Source organism: Mycolicibacterium peregrinum (assembly GCF_001665625.1).
GTDB lineage: Bacteria > Actinomycetota > Actinomycetes > Mycobacteriales > Mycobacteriaceae > Mycobacterium > Mycobacterium peregrinum_B.
Genome location: NZ_LZSY01000005.1, coordinates 53,542 through 74,403, shown reverse-complemented (window position 1 = coordinate 74,403; position 20,862 = coordinate 53,542). Strand labels below are relative to the sequence as shown.

The window sequence follows — 20,862 nt, the reverse complement described above, 5'->3', positions numbered from 1 at the left end:
TGAACGCCGGCTTGTCGCTTACATTGGGCTGATGCGCAAGCAAACCAGCGGATCCCGTCACCGCCGCATGACGGTGGCACTGTTTGCCGCGACGATGTTGGCGGTCGCACCGGCCTGCGCGGCCGGTCACTCCCCCAATTCCTCGGCACCGGCGGCCACACAGAGCGATGCCGGGTTCGCCCCAGCCGCACCCGCACCGGTGCCGGAAAGCGGTGCAGGGCTGAAGGAAGCGCCGATACCCACCGACGTCAAGCGGGACATTGTCAAGACCGCATCGATGTCGATCACCACGGGCAACCCGGCCACAGTGGCCGACAAAGCCGTATCTCTGGCCACCGATGCCGGCGGCCGGGTCGACAGCCGCTCCGAGGATGCCGGCTCCAGTTCCGGCCGCGCGCGCATCTCACTGGCGCTACGCGTCCCGGCCGCCGAACTGGAAGGCACCCTCGACGAGTTCAAGAAGCTCGGCACGGTGCAGACCGTCGAGGTCCGCTCCGACGACGTGACCTCGCAGCGCGTCGATCTCGACGCCCGCATCAAGGCGTTGCAGACTTCGGTTGACCGCCTGCTCGGGATCATGCGCGACGCCAAGGACCCCGAGGCGTTGATCAAGGCCGAGGGCGCCTTGTCGCAGCGCCAGGCCGAACTGGACAGTCTGCGTGCACAGCGCACCCAGCTCGGCGATCAGATCGACTACAGCACCGTCAATCTCGACATCACCGCCGAGCAGATCGGCGGCCCGGCCCCGCAGTACCAGGGGTTCTGGGGCCAGGTCGAGCGTGGTTGGCACGGCCTGGTGTCAGCAGCCTCCGGGCTCGTGATGTTGTTCGGCCTGCTGCTGCCGTGGCTGGCCGTCGTCGTCATCGCAGCCGCCGTCATCTACGCCGTCATTCGGCTGGCCCGGCCGCGGGCCGGGCAGCGGTCAACGCCGCGGGAAGCTGGTCGGCAGGACGGTGAGCTCCAGGGCCAAGGCAGTGCCGCAGACCAGAACGAGGATGGCGAAGGCGATCCAGTCGCGCGCCCGGGGACCTGACGGCGCGGCCGAAATCTGGCCGGCGCCTCCGCGTGCGGTGATGGCATCGCCCATCTCGTCGCCGCGGCGCAGCGCCACGGTGACCGCTGCGGCCAACAGATCGACCAGATTCCCCACCCGCTGTCGACGTCTCGCCCGGAACGTCTCCGCAGGTTCGACCGGACGCAACCGGTGCGCCGCATACAAGGTGCGGAACTCGTCGATCAACATCGGGAAAGCCCGGAGCGCCAATGCAATCGTCACCGCCCAGTCGTGCACCGGGACGCGCAGTACGCGCAGAGGACGGCCCAGGGTGGCCACCGCCGGGGCGACGTCGGCGACATTCGTCGTCCAGGAAACCAATGCCCCCAGACCCAGTAGCACGATCGCCAGCGCGGTGATGCGCAGGTAGTTGAGTAACCCGCCCAGGCCGATCTGCACCGAACCGATGTCGATGAACGGGGATCCACCGGCCAGCGCGGCGAGCACCCCACCCAACGCCACCAGGATCCACAGGAAGAACGGGATCGAGGGCAGTGCCCCGCGTGGGATGTGGGCCAGTAGCGCGGTCACCAGGACCAGTACGGCGACGGCGCCGATGGGCACCCAGCCGGGATAGAACGTCAGCAGCACACCGATGCCCGCCACGGAGAGCAGTTTGGTTCCGGCCCACAGCCGATGGATCACGGTGTCGCCGGGGACCGGACGCAACAGCACGACCGGTTTGCGTTGTCCTCGCGTCGGAGCGGTCATCGCGCGCCTCCGGCAGTCGTCGGGGCAAGGGCGAGCTCGCCGTGGTGCAGGTGCAGGGTGCGCGGGCAGAGATTCTCCAGACCGGTGAAGTCGTGCGAGATGACGACGACGGTGAGTCCGTTGTTGTGCCGCAGGTCCTCCAGCAATCGCAACAAACCTCGCTGGCTGGCGGCGTCCAATCCGGCCAGCGGCTCGTCGAGAATCAGCGCGCGCGGCGACCGGGCCAGCAATCCGGCCAGTACGACACGACGCATCTGGCCGCCCGAGAGTTGGTCGATGCGCCGCTGGGCCAGCGTCGCATCCAGTCCGACCATTTCCAGCGCGGCCGCGATCCGGTCGGTCTCGTGCCGGGAAAAGCCCGCGGCCGAGGCGATTTCGCGGCCGACGGTGCTGCGCATCAACTGCAGGCGGGCGGCCTGGAACGAGATCGCCACCGCACCCACCTGCTGCGCCACCGGCGCCCCGTCGAGCAGGCAGGCACCATAGGTCGGGACGGTCAGCCCGGCCATGATCCAGGCCAGGGTCGATTTGCCCGAACCGTTCAGGCCATGCACCAGCACCCCGTCACCCTCGTTGACGGTGAACGTGATGTCGCGCAAAGCGGTTTTCGCCCAAGGTGTTCCGCTGGCGTACTCGTGCCCGACGCCGGTCAGTTCGAGTACCGGCGCACCCTGGTGGGTTGCGGCCGCGTCGTTGACGGGCACTGCAGAGGTCTGCACCATGTCGGTGTTGTCGGCGGTGCCGCCGTTGCCGCTGAGTTGCACCGAGCGGTCAGCAGAATCGGCCTCGTCGTTGTAGTGCGTGATGTGCACCAGCGACATGTCGTGGTGATCGGTCAGCCCGGACAACACATTCATCAACGTGTCACGACCCTGCTGGTCGACCATGCTGGTGACCTCGTCGGCGATCAGCAGCGAGGGCTCTCGGGCCAGCGCCGCGGCCACGGCCAGGCGTTGCAGTTCGCCACCGGACAATCCCCCGGTGTCGCGCTCGGCCAGCCCGTCGAGCCCGACTTCGGACAGCAGTCGCTCGACGTCGGCGGTGGCGCCCACGGGCAATCCCCACACCACGTCATCGGCCACCCGGGTGCCCAGTACCTGGCTCTCCGGGTGCTGCATCACCACGGCAGTGCCGCCGATGCGGCCCAGTCCCACGGCACCGGCCCGCTCGATGCTGCCCGAAGTGGGTTGGCGACCGGCCAACATGAGCATGAGAGTGGTCTTGCCCGAGCCGTTCGGCCCCGTCACCGCGACATGCTCGCCGGGCTGCAATTCCATGGACACCGGACCCAAGGCGTCGTGATCGATCCCCGGGTAGCGGAACCGTACGTCGGTCAGCCGGGCCGGAACCGGTGCGATCACGGCAGAGTCGTCGGCATCGGTGTCGGCGTCGAGCTTGTGCACGTCGGGCACGCCGAGCAGCCGCGCCAGAATCCGCGAAAGCGCCCACCAGCCGACCATGCTGATCGAGGTGATGGTGAAGATGCCCAGCACCAGCATCAGCAGCGGCCAGTACTCGATCATGGTGGCGATGGTGGTCCTGAGCGGTTCGGCGATCACATCGAGCACCGGGATGCGTTCCAGCACCTTGGCCAGGCCCTCGCCGCTGGCGGTCAGCGAGTCGAAGACCAGATTGCGTAGCCGTGACAGCACCGACAGCGCGACGACGGCGGCCGCCCCGAATACTGCCCCGGCCACGATCGAGGCCCCGAATGCCATGGCGGTGCCGCGCCCCCTGCGCTTGACCACACCCGTCAACCCGCCGATGTAGGCGCAGTCGACGACGGTCATCAGGCCGCCCATTCCCGCGATCAAGAAGGCGATCGTGCCGGCGGCGACAGTTGCCGCGAGGAGCACGCGCAGTCGGTACCGGTAGGCCAGCAGGCCCATCGGCACGGTGCCCAACACTGAAAGGCCTGCCGCGAACGGCACCACCACGGCGATGATCGCGGTGGCCGCACACAGCGCAGCCATCACCGCAGCCTGCGCAAGCTCGCCGGGAGTGAGGCCGCGCCGAGGCGTCGTCGCCGGTGGTATCGCGGTCATCGTTCGATTCTGCCAGCCGCGATCGCCGGCGTCGGCTGCCCGTTGTGTGAGCGAGCGCACGCCGAGTAGGTAGACTACATAGCAAATCTATGTAAATATGGTGGGTATGCCGACCCCGACCGAGGATGTCACGGTAACCGATCAAACCGAGCTTGGCGCCGACCTGCTGTCGGTGGTCGCCCGGTTGAACCGACTGGCCACTCAACGCACCCGATTGCCGCTCCCCTGGGCCCAGGCCCGGTTGCTGTCGACGATCGAGGACCAGGGTGAGGCCCGCATCTCCGATCTCGCCTACCTCGACCACTGTTCGCAGCCGACCATGACCACCCAGGTTCGCCGCCTCGAAGACGCCGGACTGGTGTCGCGCACCACCGATCCCGGTGATGCCCGCGCCGTGCTGATCCGGATCACCGAGCAGGGGCGGCAGACCCTGGAGCAAGCCAGGGCGGACCGCGCCGCGGCGATCAACCCGAGACTCGAACGGCTCACCGCCGAGGAGCGCCGGACGCTGGCCGCCTCCGTCGGCATCATCCGCCGGTTGCTCACCGACGTCGACGATCATCCGCTGTCGCACAAGAATTAGTTAGGAGTCAACGCCCTGATGTGGCGCCAACCCAAGGCCGTATGGGCCGTCGCTTTCGCCTCCGTCGTCGCCTTCATGGGCATCGGACTGGTCGATCCCATCCTCAAACCGATCGCCGACAACCTCAACGCCTCGGCGTCGCAGGTGTCGTTGCTGTTCACCAGCTACATGGCGGTGATGGGCGTGGCGATGCTGATCACAGGTGTGGTGTCCAGCCGCATCGGTCCCAAGCGCACGCTGCTACTCGGCCTGGTGATCATCATCGCCGGCGCCGGTCTGGCCGGGATGAGCGACACCGTGATGCAGATCGTGGGCTGGCGCGCAGTATGGGGGCTCGGTAACGCACTGTTCATCGCGACCGCACTCGCCACCATCGTCAACTCCGCGAAAGGCTCAGTGGCGCAGGCCATCATCCTCTACGAGGCGGCACTCGGCCTGGGCATCGCGATCGGCCCTCTGGTCGGAGGTGTGCTCGGTTCGATCTCCTGGCGCGGCCCGTTCTTCGGCGTCTCCGCGCTGATGGCCTTCGCTCTGGTGATCACCGCGTTCCTGCTGCCGGCCACCCCACGCGCCGAACGCGCCACCACGCTGGCCGACCCGTTCCGGGCGCTGCGCCATCGCGGGCTGCTCGGCGTCGCGATCACCGCACTGCTCTACAACTTCGGTTTCTTCACCCTGCTGGCGTTCACGCCATTCCCGCTGGACATGACCGCTCACCAGATCGGGCTGATCTTCTTCGGCTGGGGTCTGGCATTGGCATTCACCTCGGTGGTGGTCGCGCCGCGGCTGCAGCACCGTTTCGGCACAGTCCGGGTGCTCATCCTCAACCTCATTGCCTTCACCGCCGTGCTGGCCGCGATGGCGGTGTGGACGGATTCCAAGACCGTGCTGGCCTCGGGCGTCGTGATCGCCGGCCTGTTCATCGGCATCAACAACACACTGATCACCGAGACCGTGATGAAGGCCGCCCCGGTCGAACGCGGCGTGGCCTCGGCGGCCTACAGCTTCCTGCGCTTCGGCGGGGCTGCCGTCGCACCGTGGCTGGCCGGGGTTCTCGGCGAACAGGTCAGTGTCCACCTGCCGTACTGGGTGGGCGCGGGGGCCGTCCTGGCGGGTGCCGGTGTGCTGTTCCTGACGCGTCCGCACCTCGCCGGAATCGATGTCGAGGAAGCCGAACTCGACGAGCTCACCGACGAGGCGACCGCGGTCACCGTGGGTTCCGACAGCTGACACAGGGGCGAAATCCGCCCCGAGGTCAGCAAAGCTCCCCACAATGGGGGGATGTCGCGGCAGCTCGACGGCGAGGCCCGGTTGTCGTGGATTCTGGCCGCCCTCGCCGGAGTACTGGGCGCCGCGGCGTTCACCCATTCCGCCGGGTATTTCGTCACCTTCATGACGGGGAACACCGAGCGGGCCTTCCTCGGCTTGTTCCAGGGTGAGGAGTGGCTGGCGATCGGTGCCGCACTGCTGTTGCTCTCCTTCGTCGCCGGAGTGGTGATCGCCTCGTTGTGCCGCAGGCACCTCTGGGTCAATCATCCCCACGGCGCGACGGTGCTGACGACGCTTGCGCTGGTGGTGTCCACCGTCGTCGACCTCGTCGAGCGCGGCTGGACGGCCCGCGATGTTCCGTACGTCCCAATCCTGTTCGTGGCCTTCGGGATCGGAGCCCTGAATACGTCGTTCGTGAAGGACGGCGAGCTGTCCATCCCGTTGAGTTACGTGACCGGGACGCTCGTGAAGATGGGCCAGGGCATCGAACGCCACATCAGTGGAGGCCAGCTGAGCGATTGGCTGGGGTACTTCCTGCTGTGGGCCGGATTCGCCGGTGGTGCGATCATCGGTGGCTTCATCAGCGTGGTGGTGAGCGGATCGCAGATGCTGCTGGTGGCCACCGTCATCTGTGCCGTCACGGCGAGCTACACCTACTTCTACTTCGACCGCCACGCGTTGTTGAAGTAGTGGTTCTTGCGCCACGCGTTCGCGTTTGTAACGTCACGGCCGAAAAGACCGCCTGTGGCCGCCACCTGGTTACGAACGCGAGTCCCGCCGAAACCCGCGTGGTCATATGTGCCGATGCGCCCAACGAACAGGATGCCCGAGCGCCGCGCCAACCAGTGCGAGTGTTTCCTCGCCTATTGCGTACACCGGGTCTCGTGCCGCCACCGACCAGGACGCGAAGCCCTGGGGCGCGTCATAGACCAGATCGTTCAAAGAAGTCTGAACACCACAACACGGCGTCGTCACATCCAGCGGCCAGAACCCGCCGCTGTCCGTCCAGACTCTGTTCAGTTGAGCCACCCACCAATCCATGCTCTTCGGGTTCTCCCCCACCAAGGTCCCACATGCCGGGCAACCGATCGTTTCGATGCACTCACCAGCGTCTTCCAATACCACCCGGCCGGGCCGGTTCACCTTGACCTCGATATCAGCGCCCATCAGCACCTCGAACACGGCACGTGCAGCATCCTCACGATCCTGGCTGGGAACCCATTGCGGGTCGGTCGGGAAAACCGCAAACCACTCGACGCTCACGAAACAATCATCCAGCACACCCGAGGCGCCCCAGCACGTGAATTCTCACAGCGCGAACAGCAGGAACTGTGTCACCTGGGTGGGCGAGAAGTTGTCGTCGCTGACCGCGATCACCGATTGTCGGCCGTCGGGCAGCTTGGGCCCCAAGGTGATTCCCTCGATGTTGTCCAGCGGCGCCAGACCGGGCGTGCTGGTCAGGTCGGCCAACAATGTTTTCGTCATCTCGGTGGAGCCGTCGACCAGGCTCGCACGGTAGATCCGCACCGCCACATGGGTGCCAAAACCACGCTCGATCACCAGGAAGTTCCTGTCGTCGAGTGCGACCAGGTCTGACAACCCGTTGTCGCCACCCGGCCCGGCACTGACCGGATCGAGCGGATAGGTGTACCGCCCGTCGACCGCCCCGGAGTCCGCATCGAAGCGGAACACGCGGGTCAACGCGCCGCGCTGCGCGTCGGGCGGTGGGCCGTCCTCGTAGCCTGGCCCCTCCATCGCCGCCCACAGATGGCGTCCGTCCGGCGTCAGCGTGAGCCCCTCCAGCGTGCTGTTGCGGCGCGGGCCGTGCTCGTCGGCCGACATCCGCAGATCCTCGGGCAGCGCGAACTCGCCGAGGAAGCTGCCGTCGAGTCCGGCGGACCGCACCCATGGATCCAGCAGGATCGGCGCCCCCGGCCCCTCGGTCCGCCTCTCCCCCTCGCTGGTCCAATACAACCGCTGCCTCCCGGCATCGAAGGCGATCGCCTCGGGGTCCGGCGGGACCACAGCCGGCACCGCGTCAACATCCAACGGGCGAAACGGTTGTCCGTCACGATCCAGCCACGGATGGGTTCCGACGAATTCGACATCACCGATGCCGTTGTCCGACACGTTGATCCGTGCGGTGTAAAAACGCGCCGGACTCTTGGCGGAGCGATCGTCGCTGATGATGTAGTACAGGTCGTCGGCCGCGTCATAGCTGATTCCCGACAGTCCGCCGATGACGGTGCCAGCGAATGGCGTTGCGAAGGCAATCTGCCGTTGGCCGAGGAACTCGAAATCCGCTACGGCGCGCGCAGGAGAACAACCGGCCAGGACCAGCAACCCGGCCGCCAGGATTCGATACAACATCAGGTGATGACGGCCCCGACCAAGATGCCGACGACGTAGGTCGCCGCGATCGCGACCGCACCGAACACCAGTTGCCGCAGTCCCGCGACGGCCACCGGCTTACGGGTGAACTTCGCCGCCACCGCACCGGCGATCAACAGACCCACCCCGCCGCACGCCAGCCCGGCCCACAACGATTGGAAGCCGAGCAGATACGGGATGAGCGGGACGATCGCACCGATCGCGAACATCACGAAGGACGAGCCGCCGGCCACCCACGGCGACGGCTTCTCCGTCGGGTGCACACCCAGTTCCTGCACGAGGTGAAAGTTCAGGGCCCGGCTCTCGTCGCGGTGGATCTCCTCGCCGGCTTTCACGGCCGTTTCCGGCGTCATCCCCATTTCCTGAAGCATCGCCACGAGCTCGGCCTGCTCGGCCTCTGGGTTCTTGCGGAACGATTTGCGCTCGACCCTGACCTCTGAATCGACCTGCTCGTTGGCCGTGAGCACCGAGGTGTACTCGCCGAGCGCCATCGAGAACGCCCCGGCCAGCAATCCGGCCACACCACTGAGCACCACAGTCTGAGCCGGAGCGCTGGCCCCGACACCGGCGATCAACGCGGTGTTGCTGACCAGACCGTCCATCGCACCGAAGGTGGCCGCGCGCAACCAGCCGCCCGTCACATCGGCGTGCCGGTGATAGCTGACATGCGGCAAGCCCGTGGGAGATAGCGACTTACCGATCGAGTCCGGCATGTTCGCCAGTCTTTCGCGGTGAGGTCGGGCTTGTCCAGGAAGGCTTGCCTTCCCCGCAGATACAGGGCCAAGCGGCCTACTACAGCAGCCGCACGCGTTACCGTCGGATATGACCTCAACTGCCGAACATCTGCGAAATGCGCTGGACGGCCGCTGGCGCGACGTCAAAAACGCCATGCGGGCCAGGTTGTCGGACGAGATCTTCCGACCGCATTACACCCCCAATACGGTGATCGCCCGCGCGAAGGTGGGCGAGCAGCTCAAGATCATGGCCGCGGCCGGCGCTGCCGAGGACGGCTTCCGCAAGGAGCACGGCGGCAATGGCGACGTGGGCGCCGCCATCACCCAGATCGAGATGCTGGCCATGAGCGACCTTTCCCTGATGGTCAAGGCTGGCGTGCAGTGGGGCCTGTTCGGCGGCGCCATCGAGAACCTGGGCACCGAACGTCACCACAAGGCCTACGTCCGACCGCTGATCGACCTTGACCTGCTGGGTTGTTTCGCCATGACCGAAACCGGCCACGGCAGCGACGTGCAGTCGCTGGAGACCACCGCCACCTACGATCCGGCGACCCAGGAATTCGTCATCCACTCCCCAACCCCCACGGCACGCAAGGACTACATCGGCGGGGCCGCGGAAACCGCCCGGGTAGCAACCGTATTCGCGCAGTTGATCACCCCGGACGGCGAAGGCCACGGCGTGCACTGTTTCGTGGTGCCGATCCGCGACGACGAGGGCAACGACCTGCCCGGCGTGACGACGTCGGACTGCCACTACAAGGGTGGCCTCCCCGGCGTCGACAACGGCCGCATCGTGTTCGACCACGTCCGGGTCCCGCGGGAAAACCTGCTCAACCGCTACGCCGACGTCGCCCCCGACGGCACCTACAGCTCACCCATCGAGAACCCCGGCCGGCGGTTCTTCACGATGCTGGGCACGCTGATCCGCGGCCGCGTCACCGTCGGCGGCAGTGCCGCGGCGGCGGGGCGGGTGGCACTGGACATCGCAACCCGATATGCGCTGGAACGCAGGCAGTTCGAAGCCCCGAAGAGCGACGAGGAAGTCCTCATCATGGACTACCTGGTGCACCAACGCCGACTGTTGCCGCTGATCGCGAAGTCCTACGCGCTGCAGTTCGCCCAGAACGAGCTGGTGGCCAAATGTCATGAGCTGCAGACCTCCGACGACCCTGACGCCGAGGAGCAACGCGAACTGGAGGCCCGCGCGGCCGGCCTGAAAGCCGCCAACACCTGGCACGCCAGCCGTGCCATCCAGGAAGCCCGCGAAGCGTGCGGCGGTGCAGGCTATCTCGCCGAGAACCGGCTGATCGCCCTGCGCGCCGACACCGACGTGTTCACCACCTTCGAGGGCGACAATCACGTGCTCACGCAGTTGGTCGCCAAGGAATTGCTGACCGCCTACGCCGACGACATCAAGGGCATGAGCCCGGTCGAGTGGGTCCGGTTCGCGGCCAACTACGCCGGCGAGCGGGTGCTGAAACGCACGGCCGCCGAGACCATCATCCAGACCGTCCTCGACACCCGCCAGGACAACGAGGAGGAAGGCAGCCTGTTCAACCGCGGTACCCAGGTCAAGATGTTCGAGGACCGCGAGGAGTACATGCTGGCCTCGGTGGCGCGGCGTCTGCAGGGCAAGTCCAAGGAGATGTCGGCGTTCGACGCGTTCAACGCCGTGCAGGACCACGTGCTGCACGCCGCGCAGGCGCACATCGACCGGGTCATCCTGGAGGCGTTCGTGGCCGGCATCGACGCCTGCGAGGACGACACCGCCCGCGAACTCCTCGACGATGTCTGCGACCTGTACGCGCTGTCGGTGATCGAGGACGACAAGGCCTGGTTCATCGAACACCGCTACCTGTCCACCGAACGCGCCAAGGCCGTTACCCGCGGGATCAACGAACGCTGCCGCTCACTGCGCCCGCACATCGAAATCCTCGTCGACGGGTTCGGTATCCCGGAGCAGCTGCGCTACGCGGCGATGCTCGACCCCGCCGAGCTGCTCAACGGCTGACGCGCCTCAGGGCTTCGGAATCGGGTCGACGGCAACCAGTTTGCCGTCGTCCCCGATCCGGAACCGCACGGTGGCGATGCCGGTCGGCGCGGTGGGCGAATCATGCCCCTGCTGCCACTGGTAGTTGACCACCACCGTGTCATCGGCGTTGGTGACCACGTTGATGTAGGGCCGAGGTTCCGGGGTGGCCGGGCCGAGCGGGGTCTGCCGGTCGAAGAACAGCAGTTGTCCGGTGCTGTTGGGCTGAGGGTTGGTCTGGCCCACCTGGACCCAGTACAGCCGGCAATTGCTCGTGTGGCCGGAGCCGATCTGCGTCCACTGTCTGCCCGCTTCGGGCGCCGGCAGTTTGGCGATCTGATCGGCGACCGCATCGGCGCTGGGGCCGTCGGTCGGTGCGCAGGTATCGGGCTTCGGAGGCGGCGCGGACGACGGTTTCCAGCCGCAACCAACCGCGAGGAGACCGATGAAGGCGACGATGGCGATCAGCCGTGGGTACACACCCCGAGGGTAGCGAATCAACCCGGCTGAGCGAGTGGGCTGACGACGGCGCGTCGATAGGTGACACTGTTTGCGATCCGACCGCGGATCACCGCTCACGAACATTTACCCAAGGAGACACAGATGGCTTGGTTCCTCGCCATGGAAGGCCCTGCCAACAAGGCCGTCCTGTACCAACTGCAGGAATCAGTCAACGTCCAACAGCTCGCCGAGGAGATGTCCAGCGCGGCCACTCTCGATCGTGCGGTCCCCGTCCCTGCCGTGCTGGCCAACAACCGGCAACAGGTGACGGTGTACGTGCGGCCGGCGGCTTGGGGCGTGTGGACGTTCTACCAACTGTCCGAAGAGGAGCGGAAAGCTCTCGCGTCGGCGTCCAACCCACTGGTGGAGGCGCTTACCCAGGCGGCCCGTCAGGCCCAGACCCGGCCCCAGTCCTAGGACTGGGGTTTGGAGAACTTGCTCCCCCGATTGGACTCGAACCAATAACCGCCCGATTAACAGTCGGGAGCTCTGCCAATTGAGCTACAGGGGACTACCTTCCGCGGAAGCTCCGCGGCCGAGCGTTGACTCTAGCGTACGGACCGCCGCTGCCGCCAACTCGCTCCCAGACGGGCGCGCCGGGGCGGCGGTGAGGCAGGATGGAGCACACAAGTTGGTTCTCTGGGGGCACGTCGCATTGGGAGGTCCGTCGCTTTGGGAGGTATTCAGTGATCCGCTATGCCGCCGTGATCGCCGTCGGCTACGTGCTGGGCGCCAAGGCCGGGCGACGTCGCTATGAGCAGATCGCCAGCACCTACCGCGCGGTGACGGCCAATCCAGCCACCAAGGCGGTGATCGACGCCGGACGGCGCAAGATCGCCAAGCAGGTGTCTCCGGATCCGCAGTTCCTCACCCTGACACCCATAGACGCAGAAACGTCGGTGCTCGCCACGAAGGAGAGCACCGACGGTTCGGCGAGAAAAGTAGCTGGTAGGGGCTAGCCGATCCCCTGGTTGATCGAAGTTCCGGGTAGCAGCGGCCCAGTGACGAATCCGCCATTGCCGCCGGCGCCGACCCACGGCGTACCGATGTTGGCAGGCATGCCGTTGGAGTAGGACAGGCACTTGCCGTCCTCTTTGTTGCCGAACCAGGCCAGGCAGGCCGGCTGGGCTGTGACCTCGGAACCAGATGTGGATGTCGCGACGAACGCCGGGGCTGCCGCTGCGGCCCCCGTGGCCAGCGCAAATGCGCCAACTGCGACGAACCGTCGCGTCCGCGTGCTGAACAGTGTCACCAGGTCTGCCTCTCTCGCCTGAAGATGCCCGACTGCACCCTCACCCTATCGCGATGTGTCTGATCACGCAGTGAGGTCGTCGCCACTTGCCTGCTCGAGCAGGCTGCGCCGGTAGGACTCCATGGCCACCAGGTCACCGAACAGGGCGTGATATTCGTCTCCCTGCTCCACCGGCGACATGCGCTGCAGCTTGGACTTCACCTCGGCGATCTGGCGGCCCACCCAGACCTCCTGCAGGCGGGCCAGCACGCTGCTGATGTAACGCGGCAGGTGCTCGTCGTCCTCGACGTTGATGGCCTCGACGCCCAGTTCGTTGACCAGGCTGGCCGCCGCCGGGGACGTGGTCTGCTCACGAGCAGCCTCGATCCACTGCGCCCCCGATTTGCCCGACGCCATGCCGCCGGCCGTCTCGATCGCCGAACGCACCGCGGCGTACCCCGGATGGGTGAAGCTCTCGACGGTCAGCGAGTCGAACACCGGCCCGGCGATCGCCGGATACTGCAAGGCGGCCTTGAGGGCTTCGCGCTGCGGCCACAGCGTCGGATCGGTCGGATTGGGGCGCGACACGGGAGCCGCCGCGGGTCTTGCCTGTTGCCGCGCAGGCTGCCGCCGCGAATCCTTGCGGCCGCCGCTGGCTTCCTCCCGCACCCGGCCAATCACCTGGGCGACGTTGTCCCAACCGACCCAGCCGGCCAGCTGTCTGGCGTACTCGTCACGCAGGGTCTGGTCCTTGATGCGGGCCGCTATCGGTACGCAGCGCCGCAGCGCCGCCACGCGGCCCTCCGCGCTGTCCAGGTCATGTTCGGCCAGTGCGCTGCGAATCACGAACTCGAACAACGGAGTTCGTCGTGCGACCAGATCGCGCACGGCGCCGTCGCCGGAGCGCAGTCGCAGATCGCACGGATCCATCCCGTCGGGCGCCACCGCCACGAACGACTGTCCGGACAGGTTCTGCTCGCCCTCGAACGCTTTCACCGCGGCCGCCTGGCCGGCAGCGTCACCGTCGAACACGTAGATCAGCTCGCCGCGGAAGAAGTTGTCGTCCATCATCAGCCGGCGCAGCATCGACAGGTGCTGTTCGCCGAAGGCAGTGCCGCACGAGGCCACCGCGGTGGTCACCCCGGCCATGTGCATCGCCATCACGTCGGTGTAGCCCTCGACGACGACGGCCTGATGCCCCTTGGCGATGTCGCGCTTGGCGCGGTCGAGCCCGAACAACACCTGCGATTTCTTGTAGAGCACCGTCTCGGGGGTGTTGACGTACTTGGCCTGGTTCTGGTCGTCGTCGAACAGCCGGCGCGCGCCGAAGCCGATGGTCTCCCCTGAGGACACCCGGATCGGCCACAGCAACCGGCGGTGGAACCGGTCCATCGGCCCACGCTTGCCCTCCCGGCTCAGCCCGGCGGCCTCCAGCTCCTTGAACTCGAAGCCCAAGCGCTGCAAGTGTTTTGTCAGCTTGTCCCACCCCGACGGCGCGAAGCCGCACCCGAACTGGGCGGCCGCGGCGGCGTCGAAGTTGCGCTCGGTCAGATACTTGCGCGCCTCGGTGGCCTCCTCCGAGGTCAGTGCCTCGGCGTAGAACTCCTGGGCGGCGGCATTGGCGGCCAGCAACCGGCTGCGACTGCCCCGGTCCCGCTGGACATTGGTCGTCGAGGCTCCGGTGTAGGTGACGGTGTAGTTGACCCGGTCGGCCAGCAACTCGACCGCCTCGACGAAGCTGACGTGCTCTATCTTCTGGATGAAGGCGTAGACGTCGCCGCCCTCGCCGCAACCGAAGCAATGGAAGTGGCCGTGGTTCGGCCGCACGTGGAACGACGGCGACTTCTCGTCGTGGAACGGGCACAGACCCTTCATCGAGTCGGCCCCGGCCCGCCTCAACTGGACGTAATCACCGACGACGTCCTCGATGCGGACCTTTTCACGGATGGCCGCGATATCTCGATCTGAAATCCGGCCGGCCACCGGCATAGTCTATGCGTGCGCGGAAGTCGCGTTACGCGGGTTTGCCTGAGGGGGCGTCGGTGAGCTTTGGTGCACATGGCGGGCCACCCGTCGACCCGTTCGCCGGGCAGCAGTTCGGCGGTGGATGGTCTGGGCCACCTACCTACCAGGCGCCGCCACCACAGCAGACACCCGAGACCAACCCGCTGGCGACTCTGTCGATCGTTTTCGCCATTCTTTTCGCTCCCGCCGGAGCGGTGCTCGGCCACGCCGCGCTCTCTCAGATCAAGCGTTTCCATCAGAAGGGCCGGGATCGCGCCATAATCGGGCTTGTCCTGTCCTACTTCATGCTTCTACTGGCGATAGTGGCACTGGTGGTGTGGCTCATATTGCCGAGGGGGTCGGACTCGTCCGACGCCCACGCGCCCGGGCACTCGATAAAGGACTATCTACTTTCTGGCCCCGAGATCGGCGAGCTATTTGACCAGTCCTTTGACGACCTCCCCAGATCCTCGTCCGCTGGTGGGTTCGACCGCATGCCCGACGCTTCCAACCCCACGGCCGGCGCACAACCCGTCGACTGCGTCGGTCCGGTGGCGCCGGCAGACAAGAACGGTTACCGGTCCGCAGGCGTGACCGAATTTGCCAGTCAGACCTGGCCAAATCGATCCGGTGTATTGGATCAGCGTGTACTTAGTGTCACCGAGGTCGTTACCGTGCTGCCGAGCGTCGAGTCCGCCGAGGCGCTCGTCGAACAGCTGACCCAAACCTGGAAGCGGTGCGAAGGGCAGACGGTGACCTACTGGGGAACGCGGCCTCCGGGCGCCGGCTATCTCACCCACAAGATCACCGATGTCAGGACCGAGGGCCCGGTACTCGCCGCCACCATCCTGTTTGGACGTACCGAATCGCCGTATACAACTCCACAGGCCCGCGCCGTGATGGCGAAAGACAATTACGTCATCGAGACCGAGGTGGCGTTCTACGACGACGACAACACGACACGCAACGGTACGGCCGATCCGCAGAGCAGTGGCGTAGCCGTCGCGACAGCAATCGCCGACAAAATCGAGAAGACCGGCTGAACTCAGCCCAGTGGCCGGGGCGAGCGGGCTTCGTGCACCCGCTCCAACCGGCTTTCGGTGTAGGACGCGATCTGGTCGACCACCACGCGCAACCGGGCGCCGTCGTCGGCGGCCAGGTCGAACTCGGGCGCGAACTGCGGGTCCAGGCTGCCCGGGGCCTGCGCCCACAGCGCCAGGGCGACCTCGTGGATGAGCGTGCGCTGATCGGCCTGGATCTGCAGGTGCCGGTGGTCGGACATGATGAACTGCAGCGCCAGCATCTTGAGCAGCACCACCTCGGCGCGCACCAGCGGCGGGACGGTCAGCTCGGCATCGAACCGACGGAGCGGCCCGGCACCGGCGACGGCCCGGGTCTGGGTGATCGCGGCATTGGCGAACCGCCCGACCAGTTCACTGGTCAACGTCTTCAGCGCGACCGAGGACGCCACAGTTCCGTCGTAGCGCCCCACCGCGGCCACCACCGGTACCTGTGACAGTCGCTCGGCGGCAGCCAGCAGTTCGTCGTGGGTGACGGTGGGAAAGTTCTTGGCGCCCAAGTCCGCCAGCGACGACGCGGCATCACGATCGCCGAGCACCCGCAGGTCGATGCGCCCGGAGATCACCCCGTCCTCGACGTCGTGCACCGAGTAGGCCACGTCGTCGGCCCAGTCCATCACCTGGGCCTCCAGGCAGGGGCGCTCGGCCGGCGCGCCGGCCCGCACCCATTCGGCGGCCGCAGCGTCGTCGTCGTAGAAGCCGTATTTCTTACGGGTGCCGAAGCTGGGCCACGGATACTTCGCCACCGCGTCCAGTGCCGCCCGCGTCAGGTTGAGCCCGGCCGAACGACCTTCGGCATCAAGGACTTTGGGCTCCAACCGGGTGAGGATCCGGAAGTTCTGGGCATTGCCCTCGAACCCGCCGAACGGTTTCGCGATCTCGTCGAGCGCGCGCTCGCCGTTGTGTCCGTAAGGCGGGTGCCCGATGTCATGGGCCAGACCGGCCAGGTCCACCAGATCGGGATCGCAGCCCAGCCCGATCGCCATCCCGCGGCCGATCTGGGCGACCTCGAGTGAGTGGGTCAGCCTGGTCCGCGGGGTGTCACCGTGCCGCGGGCCGACGACCTGGGTCTTGTCGGCCAATCGCCGCAGCGCCGCACTGTGCAGCACGCGGGCTCGATCGCGGGCGAAGTCGGTGCGGTGCTCCGTATCGGTTCCGGGCAGCGCAGCACCCTTGGGCGACTCGACCACCAGACGTTGCCGGTCGAAGTCGTCATAGGCGGCCTGCGTATCCCCGTTCACCGACGCACAGTCTGCCAGGAACCGACGCGCCGCCCCTGCAGCGCACTAGATTGGCGGTCATGCGTATCGCCCGTCTGCTGTCCATGCTGCTCGCGATCCTGATCACCGGCCTGCTTGCTGCGCCCGGCGCTGCCGCCGAGCCGCCACTGCGGCTGGCCACCCAACTCACCGACAACGCCGGGGCGCTGACAGCCGCCCAGCGCGCCAACGTGGAGCGCGCCCTGGACCAGCTGTACGACACCAAACGTATTCAGCTGTGGGTCATTTTCGTCGACGACTTCTCCGGCCAGAACCAGTCGGGCTGGGCGCAGAGCACGATTCAGCTCAGCGACCTCGGCGACGACGATGCGCTGCTGGCGGTCGCCACCAAGGCGCGGGCGTATGCGTTCCAGGTGCCGAACACGGTCCCCGGCGGCAATGCCCGTGCCGACGACATCCGACGCAACAGCGTCGAACCCGCCCTGCGTCGCGGGGACTGGGCCGGCGCGGCCATCGCCGCCGCGAACGGCCTGAAGGCCAATCCGCCCGCCGCCCCGGCGGGACCTGGCATCTCGTGGCCGGGCATGCTGATCGCCCTCGGCGTGATAGTCGTGCTGGCCGGGTTGTTGTGGTGGTGGTCGCGCCGGCGCCGGGCCAAGCGCCGCCACGCCGAGTTCGAAGCCGCCAAGCGGGTCGACCCGACCGACGCCGACGCGCTGGCCTCCGTGCCGCTGGAAGCGCTCGACGAGCTGTCCCGCTCGATCGTCGTCGACGTCGACAATGCCGTGCGCACCAGTGAGGCCGAGCTCGAACTGGCCGTCGAGGAGTTCGGCGCCAAGCGCACCGAGCCGTTCAGCGCGGCCCTGGAGAATGCGAAAAAGGCTCTGGCCCAGGCATTCAACGTGCGCCAGACGCTCGACGACGATGCACCCGAAACCCCGCTGCAGCAGCGTCAGCTGTTGACTCAGGTGGTGGTGTCGGCGGCGAGGGCAGACCGTGAGCTCGACACCCAGAGCACGGCCTTCGAACAGCTGCGCGATCTGGTGATCAACGCTCCGGCCCGGCTCGACAGCATGACCCAGCAGATGGTCGACCTGACCGCCCGTATCGACCCGTCCCGGCAGACCCTGGACGCCCTGCACACCCAATTCGACACAACCGCACTGACTTCGGTGGCGACCAATGTGGACACCGCCAAAGAGCGGCTGGCGTTCGCCGATCGCAACATCACCACGGCCCGCGGCCTGGTATCCCGGCCTGCGACCGATCAGACCGCGCTGGTGGACGCGGTGCGCTCAGCCGAGTCCGCGCTCGATCAGACCCGGACCCTGCTCGACGCCGTGGACAGTGCAGCATCCGACATCAACCGGGCGCTGGCCGGGCTGCCCGCAGCCCTCACCGACATCCAGGCCGGCATCGACCAGGCGAATTCGCTTCTGGGGCAATCCGGTACGCCGCAGGCCGACAGGCTCACCACGGCCCGCGACGCGGCGAAGAAGGCCGCCGAGGATGCGACAGCCAACGGCAAGGCCGACCCGCTGGGCACATTCACCCGGCTGACCAAGGCCGACGCCGAGCTCGATCAGCTACTGGCCGGCGTACACGAACAGCAGGAGGCCGCCGAGCGGCTGGCCCGCGCATTGGAGCAGGCGCTGTTCACCGCCCAGTCCCGGATCAAGGCCGTGTCGGATTTCATCGAAACCCGGCGCGGCAGCATCGGACCGGAAGCCCGCACCCGGCTGGCCGAGGCGCAACGGCAACTCCAGGCCGCCGAAGCAAAGCGCGGCGACAATCCCAACGAGGCGGTCGCGCACGCCAACGGCGCCTCGACGCTGGCCGCGCAGGCGCAGGGCCTGGCCAACGACGACGTGCGGGCGGCGCAGCGGTCCTACACCTCCCAGTACGGCGGAGGCGGCAACTCCGACATGGGCGCGGTGCTCGGCGGCATCCTCATCGGCAACATCCTGCGCGGGGGTGGCGGTGGGTTCGGAGGCGGCTTCGGCGGAGGGTACGGGGGCGGCTTCGGCGGAGGCCGCGGCATGGGTCGCCCGACCTCGTATGGCGGGTCGTCGCACTCGTCGGGCCGCAGTTACAGCGGTGGCGGTGGCCGCTTCTGATCCTGCGCTAACTACGTGCCTTGTCGACGAGGGCGACCTCCGACGTCTCGACCGTGGTGCCGTCCTTCCGCCGGAATCCGATTCCCACGGGATCGCCGGTGTCCGCCTCGATGAAGCGGTAGTCGCTGCTGTTCTGCCGGGGCAAGTGGATGTGGCCCCACTGCCCTATCGCCGCCAGCACCGGGATGAGGTCGTGCCCCGCGTCGGTCAGCACGTACCGGCTGCGGGTCCGGTCCCCCGGCTGCTGATAGTCGACGACTTCGAGGATGCCGGCCGCCACCAGTTCAGACAGCCTTGCGCTGAGTACGTCGGAAGCCACCCCCAGTTGTTCGCGGAACTCCGAGAATCGCGACTTACCCATCAGCGCCTCACGGATGATCAGCACGGCCCACCGTTGCCCCAGCACCGACATCGTGCGGGCGATCGGACAGGCATTGTCGGTCCACGGATCGGTGCGCATGCCATATTCTAGCTGAGTTGGGAATACCTACTCAGCTGATTGACTTGACGAAGGTGACGTTCGTGCAGTCAACCGAGTTCCAAGGAGAATCGAAATGTCCCATCAGATCGAGGGCGCAACAGCAGTGGTCACCGGCGGGCAGAGAGGGCTGGGCAAAGCGATCGTGGACGAACTCCTCGCCCGCGGCGCCGCCAAGGTCTATGCCACGAGCCGTAGGCCCGAGCCGAGCAGCGACCCGAGGGTGGTTGTCGTCGAAGCCGAGGTCACCGACGCCGATTCGGTCGCCAAGCTGGCCGCACTCGCCGGTGACGCAACGATCGTCGTCAACAACGCCGGCGTAACCGGTGGGAAGTCACTGCTGCACAGCGACCTCGACGAAATCCGTTCCGTGCTCGAAACCAACCTGTTCGGCCCGTTGCGCGTGACGAGGGCCTTCGCCCCCCAGCTGGCCGGGGGCACACTCGTCAACATCGCCTCGGTGCTGTCGTGGCTGCCCGGCTTCGGCGCCTACGGCGTCTCGAAAGCCGCGCTGTGGTCGGCGAACAACTCGCTGCGCCTGGAGCTCGACGGCCAGGGCACCGATGTGCTCGGCGTATACCTGGGCTACACCGATACCTCGATGATCGCCGATCTCGATGTCCCCAAGAACGATCCGGCCGACGTCGCGCGCCAGATCGTCGACGGCATCGAATCCGGAGCCACCGAGGTACTGGCCGATGAACTCACCCGGCAGACCCGTGCCGGGGCGTTCGCCTGAGCCCAGGGAGGAAGAACCATGTCAACCTATCGGGCCTTTCAGGTCACCGGCCAACGCAATTTCGAACTCGACGTCGCGGGATCACTGCGGTGACGCGGCGCAGCTCGGTCGTCGACCACGCAAGCCGGCGGCTCCTGATCGCGTTGCCCGATCGCTACGACCGAGCGCGCAGCCGCTACGAATCACTGGTTCCGGCAGTCGATCTCAGTGCATACGACGGCGCATCGGACTGGGACGACGTGGTCGCCGTGGCCAAGCAGCAAGCCCCACACGGCTTCATGAGGTACTTCAGCATCGACGTCGCGCCGACGATGGCATTGTCCGGCTCGACGTCGCGGGCCACCGAGTACCTGATGGGCAATCACACCATCGCCGAACGCATGTTCCGCCATGATCCGGGGGTCATGTTGCACGCGCCGTTGCGCACGCTGCTCTACGCCATCCCAGATGGCGCCGTGCTTGCCGTCGATCAGCCGAGCCTGCTGTTCGCCAGCTATGGCAACCCGGAGATCGCCGCGGTCGGCCGCGACCTCGACGGGTTGCTGGCGACGCTGATCGAACTGCTCGGAGCCGACGTTCCCGCGCAACTGCGTTAGTCGCGTTCTTCCGCGAGCAGACGCGCAGGTCCCCGAAACTCGGCGTGTCGGGGTCCCTTAGCGTCTGCTCGCCGGAAAAGC

21 protein-coding genes and 1 tRNA gene are annotated in these 20,862 nt (G+C 67.0%); 11 read left to right on the top strand and 11 right to left on the bottom strand.

What is annotated here, in order from left to right; all coding sequences use genetic code 11:
* Positions 1-67: 67 nt before the first annotated feature.
* Positions 68-1,033, top strand: a complete 966-nt coding sequence (locus A5779_RS00620) for a DUF4349 domain-containing protein (RefSeq protein WP_110776749.1) — start codon at positions 68-70, stop codon at positions 1,031-1,033.
* Here A5779_RS00620 and A5779_RS00615 read toward each other — a convergent pair.
* Together A5779_RS00615 and A5779_RS00610 are read right to left on the bottom strand one after the other, a co-directional pair.
* Entirely contained in the window at positions 923-1,765 is an 843-nt protein-coding gene (locus A5779_RS00615; protein ID WP_064877943.1) for an energy-coupling factor transporter transmembrane component T family protein, read from the bottom strand. The two genes, A5779_RS00620 and A5779_RS00615, sit on opposite strands and share 111 nt — an antisense overlap.
* Positions 1,762-3,810 (bottom strand): ABC transporter ATP-binding protein, encoded by a 2,049-nt coding sequence (locus A5779_RS00610; protein ID WP_064877970.1) that lies wholly within the window; start codon positions 3,808-3,810, stop codon positions 1,762-1,764. The genes A5779_RS00615 and A5779_RS00610 overlap by 4 nt, the downstream gene beginning before the upstream one ends.
* Before the next feature lie 106 nt (positions 3,811-3,916).
* On the opposite strand from A5779_RS00610, the gene A5779_RS00605 reads away from it, so the two are divergent.
* From A5779_RS00605 to A5779_RS00595, 3 genes are read left to right on the top strand one after another with little or no spacing between them, the layout of a single operon-like run.
* Positions 3,917-4,393 (top strand): MarR family winged helix-turn-helix transcriptional regulator, encoded by a 477-nt coding sequence (locus tag A5779_RS00605; RefSeq protein WP_082941458.1) that lies wholly within the window; start codon positions 3,917-3,919, stop codon positions 4,391-4,393.
* A gap of 18 nt (positions 4,394-4,411) precedes the next feature.
* The gene (locus A5779_RS00600) at positions 4,412-5,623 is read left to right on the top strand and encodes an MFS transporter (protein WP_064877939.1); all 1,212 of its coding nucleotides are present in this window, start codon (positions 4,412-4,414) and stop codon (positions 5,621-5,623) included.
* A 51-nt stretch (positions 5,624-5,674) separates the two neighbouring features.
* Positions 5,675-6,352, top strand: a complete 678-nt coding sequence (locus A5779_RS00595; protein WP_064877937.1) for a YoaK family protein — start codon at positions 5,675-5,677, stop codon at positions 6,350-6,352.
* A gap of 102 nt (positions 6,353-6,454) precedes the next feature.
* Here A5779_RS00595 and A5779_RS00590 read toward each other — a convergent pair whose 3' ends face one another.
* The 3 genes from A5779_RS00590 to A5779_RS00580 are packed head-to-tail and all read right to left on the bottom strand — an operon-like array spanning position 6,455 to position 8,766.
* Positions 6,455-6,925 carry a hypothetical protein gene (locus A5779_RS00590; RefSeq protein WP_064877935.1) on the bottom strand — a complete coding sequence of 157 codons (471 nt, stop codon included), beginning with the start codon at positions 6,923-6,925 and terminating at the stop codon, positions 6,455-6,457.
* 45 nt (positions 6,926-6,970) lie between these two features.
* Positions 6,971-8,032: an esterase-like activity of phytase family protein gene (locus A5779_RS00585; RefSeq protein ID WP_064877933.1), complete on the bottom strand. Its 1,062-nt coding sequence runs from the start codon at positions 8,030-8,032 to the stop codon at positions 6,971-6,973.
* Positions 8,032-8,766 (bottom strand): VIT1/CCC1 transporter family protein, encoded by a 735-nt coding sequence (locus A5779_RS00580; RefSeq protein WP_064877930.1) that lies wholly within the window; start codon positions 8,764-8,766, stop codon positions 8,032-8,034. Before A5779_RS00580 ends, A5779_RS00585 begins: the two co-directional genes overlap by 1 nt.
* Positions 8,767-8,875: 109 nt before the next feature.
* Between A5779_RS00580 and A5779_RS00575 the strand changes: the two genes are divergently transcribed.
* A complete protein-coding gene (locus A5779_RS00575; protein ID WP_064877928.1) occupies positions 8,876-10,798 on the top strand; it encodes an acyl-CoA dehydrogenase family protein in 1,923 nt (640 codons plus the stop codon).
* A 6-nt stretch (positions 10,799-10,804) separates the two neighbouring features.
* On the opposite strand, the gene A5779_RS00570 is transcribed toward A5779_RS00575, so the two are convergent.
* The gene (locus A5779_RS00570) at positions 10,805-11,296 is read right to left on the bottom strand and encodes an LppP/LprE family lipoprotein (protein WP_064877926.1); all 492 of its coding nucleotides are present in this window, start codon (positions 11,294-11,296) and stop codon (positions 10,805-10,807) included.
* A gap of 123 nt (positions 11,297-11,419) precedes the next feature.
* On the opposite strand from A5779_RS00570, the gene A5779_RS00565 reads away from it, so the two are divergent.
* A complete protein-coding gene (locus A5779_RS00565; RefSeq protein ID WP_055120379.1) occupies positions 11,420-11,734 on the top strand; it encodes a hypothetical protein in 315 nt (104 codons plus the stop codon).
* A 21-nt stretch (positions 11,735-11,755) separates the two neighbouring features.
* Here A5779_RS00565 and A5779_RS00560 read toward each other — a convergent pair.
* Positions 11,756-11,828, bottom strand: a tRNA-Asn gene (locus A5779_RS00560).
* A 175-nt stretch (positions 11,829-12,003) separates the two neighbouring features.
* Here A5779_RS00560 and A5779_RS00555 point away from each other — a divergent pair.
* Positions 12,004-12,276: a hypothetical protein gene (locus A5779_RS00555; RefSeq protein ID WP_064877924.1), complete on the top strand. Its 273-nt coding sequence runs from the start codon at positions 12,004-12,006 to the stop codon at positions 12,274-12,276.
* Here A5779_RS00555 and A5779_RS00550 read toward each other — a convergent pair.
* Both A5779_RS00550 and dnaG read right to left on the bottom strand, forming a co-directional pair.
* A complete protein-coding gene (locus tag A5779_RS00550; RefSeq protein WP_110776745.1) occupies positions 12,273-12,569 on the bottom strand; it encodes a DUF7155 family protein in 297 nt (98 codons plus the stop codon). The two genes, A5779_RS00555 and A5779_RS00550, sit on opposite strands and share 4 nt — an antisense overlap.
* A 63-nt stretch (positions 12,570-12,632) precedes the next feature.
* Positions 12,633-14,537 (bottom strand): DNA primase, encoded by a 1,905-nt coding sequence (gene dnaG, locus A5779_RS00545; protein ID WP_064877920.1) that lies wholly within the window; start codon positions 14,535-14,537, stop codon positions 12,633-12,635.
* A 5-nt stretch (positions 14,538-14,542) separates the two neighbouring features.
* Between dnaG and A5779_RS32690 the strand changes: the two genes are divergently transcribed.
* Complete coding sequence (locus tag A5779_RS32690; RefSeq protein WP_082941456.1) at positions 14,543-15,595, top strand: sensor domain-containing protein; 1,053 nt, start codon at positions 14,543-14,545, stop codon at positions 15,593-15,595.
* Positions 15,596-15,597: 2 nt separating this feature from the next.
* Here the strand turns inward: A5779_RS32690 and A5779_RS00535 are convergent, their stop codons facing one another.
* Positions 15,598-16,872 carry a deoxyguanosinetriphosphate triphosphohydrolase gene (locus A5779_RS00535; RefSeq protein ID WP_064877916.1) on the bottom strand — a complete coding sequence of 425 codons (1,275 nt, stop codon included), beginning with the start codon at positions 16,870-16,872 and terminating at the stop codon, positions 15,598-15,600.
* A gap of 59 nt (positions 16,873-16,931) precedes the next feature.
* Between A5779_RS00535 and A5779_RS00530 the strand changes: the two genes are divergently transcribed.
* The gene (locus A5779_RS00530) at positions 16,932-18,968 is read left to right on the top strand and encodes a TPM domain-containing protein (protein ID WP_064877914.1); all 2,037 of its coding nucleotides are present in this window, start codon (positions 16,932-16,934) and stop codon (positions 18,966-18,968) included.
* A gap of 7 nt (positions 18,969-18,975) precedes the next feature.
* Here A5779_RS00530 and A5779_RS00525 read toward each other — a convergent pair whose 3' ends face one another.
* Positions 18,976-19,428, bottom strand: coding sequence for a winged helix-turn-helix transcriptional regulator (locus A5779_RS00525; RefSeq protein ID WP_064877911.1), 453 nt, complete (start codon positions 19,426-19,428; stop codon positions 18,976-18,978).
* Between the two features lie 94 nt (positions 19,429-19,522).
* Between A5779_RS00525 and A5779_RS00520 the strand changes: the two genes are divergently transcribed.
* Together A5779_RS00520 and A5779_RS00515 are read left to right on the top strand one after the other, a co-directional pair.
* Positions 19,523-20,185, top strand: coding sequence for an SDR family oxidoreductase (locus A5779_RS00520; protein WP_064877910.1), 663 nt, complete (start codon positions 19,523-19,525; stop codon positions 20,183-20,185).
* Positions 20,186-20,274: 89 nt separating this feature from the next.
* Positions 20,275-20,781, top strand: a complete 507-nt coding sequence (locus A5779_RS00515; protein ID WP_236734600.1) for a DUF302 domain-containing protein — start codon at positions 20,275-20,277, stop codon at positions 20,779-20,781.
* The last annotated feature ends 81 nt before the right edge of the window (positions 20,782-20,862 follow it).

What these genes read in the sequence shown, in the direction of transcription:
- A5779_RS00620 (WP_110776749.1), top strand. Translation starts at nt 68, where the DNA reads ATGACGGTGGCACTGTTTGCCGCGACGATGTTGGCGGTCGCACCGGCC.
- A5779_RS00615 (WP_064877943.1), bottom strand. Translation starts at nt 1,765, where the DNA reads ATGACCGCTCCGACGCGAGGACAACGCAAACCGGTCGTGCTGTTGCGT.
- A5779_RS00610 (WP_064877970.1), bottom strand. Translation starts at nt 3,810, where the DNA reads ATGACCGCGATACCACCGGCGACGACGCCTCGGCGCGGCCTCACTCCC.
- A5779_RS00605 (WP_082941458.1), top strand. Translation starts at nt 3,917, where the DNA reads ATGCCGACCCCGACCGAGGATGTCACGGTAACCGATCAAACCGAGCTT.
- A5779_RS00600 (WP_064877939.1), top strand. Translation starts at nt 4,412, where the DNA reads ATGTGGCGCCAACCCAAGGCCGTATGGGCCGTCGCTTTCGCCTCCGTC.
- A5779_RS00595 (WP_064877937.1), top strand. Translation starts at nt 5,675, where the DNA reads ATGTCGCGGCAGCTCGACGGCGAGGCCCGGTTGTCGTGGATTCTGGCC.
- A5779_RS00585 (WP_064877933.1), bottom strand. Translation starts at nt 8,032, where the DNA reads ATGTTGTATCGAATCCTGGCGGCCGGGTTGCTGGTCCTGGCCGGTTGT.
- A5779_RS00580 (WP_064877930.1), bottom strand. Translation starts at nt 8,766, where the DNA reads ATGCCGGACTCGATCGGTAAGTCGCTATCTCCCACGGGCTTGCCGCAT.
- A5779_RS00575 (WP_064877928.1), top strand. Translation starts at nt 8,876, where the DNA reads ATGACCTCAACTGCCGAACATCTGCGAAATGCGCTGGACGGCCGCTGG.
- A5779_RS00565 (WP_055120379.1), top strand. Translation starts at nt 11,420, where the DNA reads ATGGCTTGGTTCCTCGCCATGGAAGGCCCTGCCAACAAGGCCGTCCTG.
- dnaG (WP_064877920.1), bottom strand. Translation starts at nt 14,537, where the DNA reads ATGCCGGTGGCCGGCCGGATTTCAGATCGAGATATCGCGGCCATCCGT.
- A5779_RS32690 (WP_082941456.1), top strand. Translation starts at nt 14,543, where the DNA reads ATGCGTGCGCGGAAGTCGCGTTACGCGGGTTTGCCTGAGGGGGCGTCG.
- A5779_RS00530 (WP_064877914.1), top strand. Translation starts at nt 16,932, where the DNA reads ATGCGTATCGCCCGTCTGCTGTCCATGCTGCTCGCGATCCTGATCACC.
- A5779_RS00525 (WP_064877911.1), bottom strand. Translation starts at nt 19,428, where the DNA reads ATGCGCACCGATCCGTGGACCGACAATGCCTGTCCGATCGCCCGCACG.
- A5779_RS00520 (WP_064877910.1), top strand. Translation starts at nt 19,523, where the DNA reads ATGTCCCATCAGATCGAGGGCGCAACAGCAGTGGTCACCGGCGGGCAG.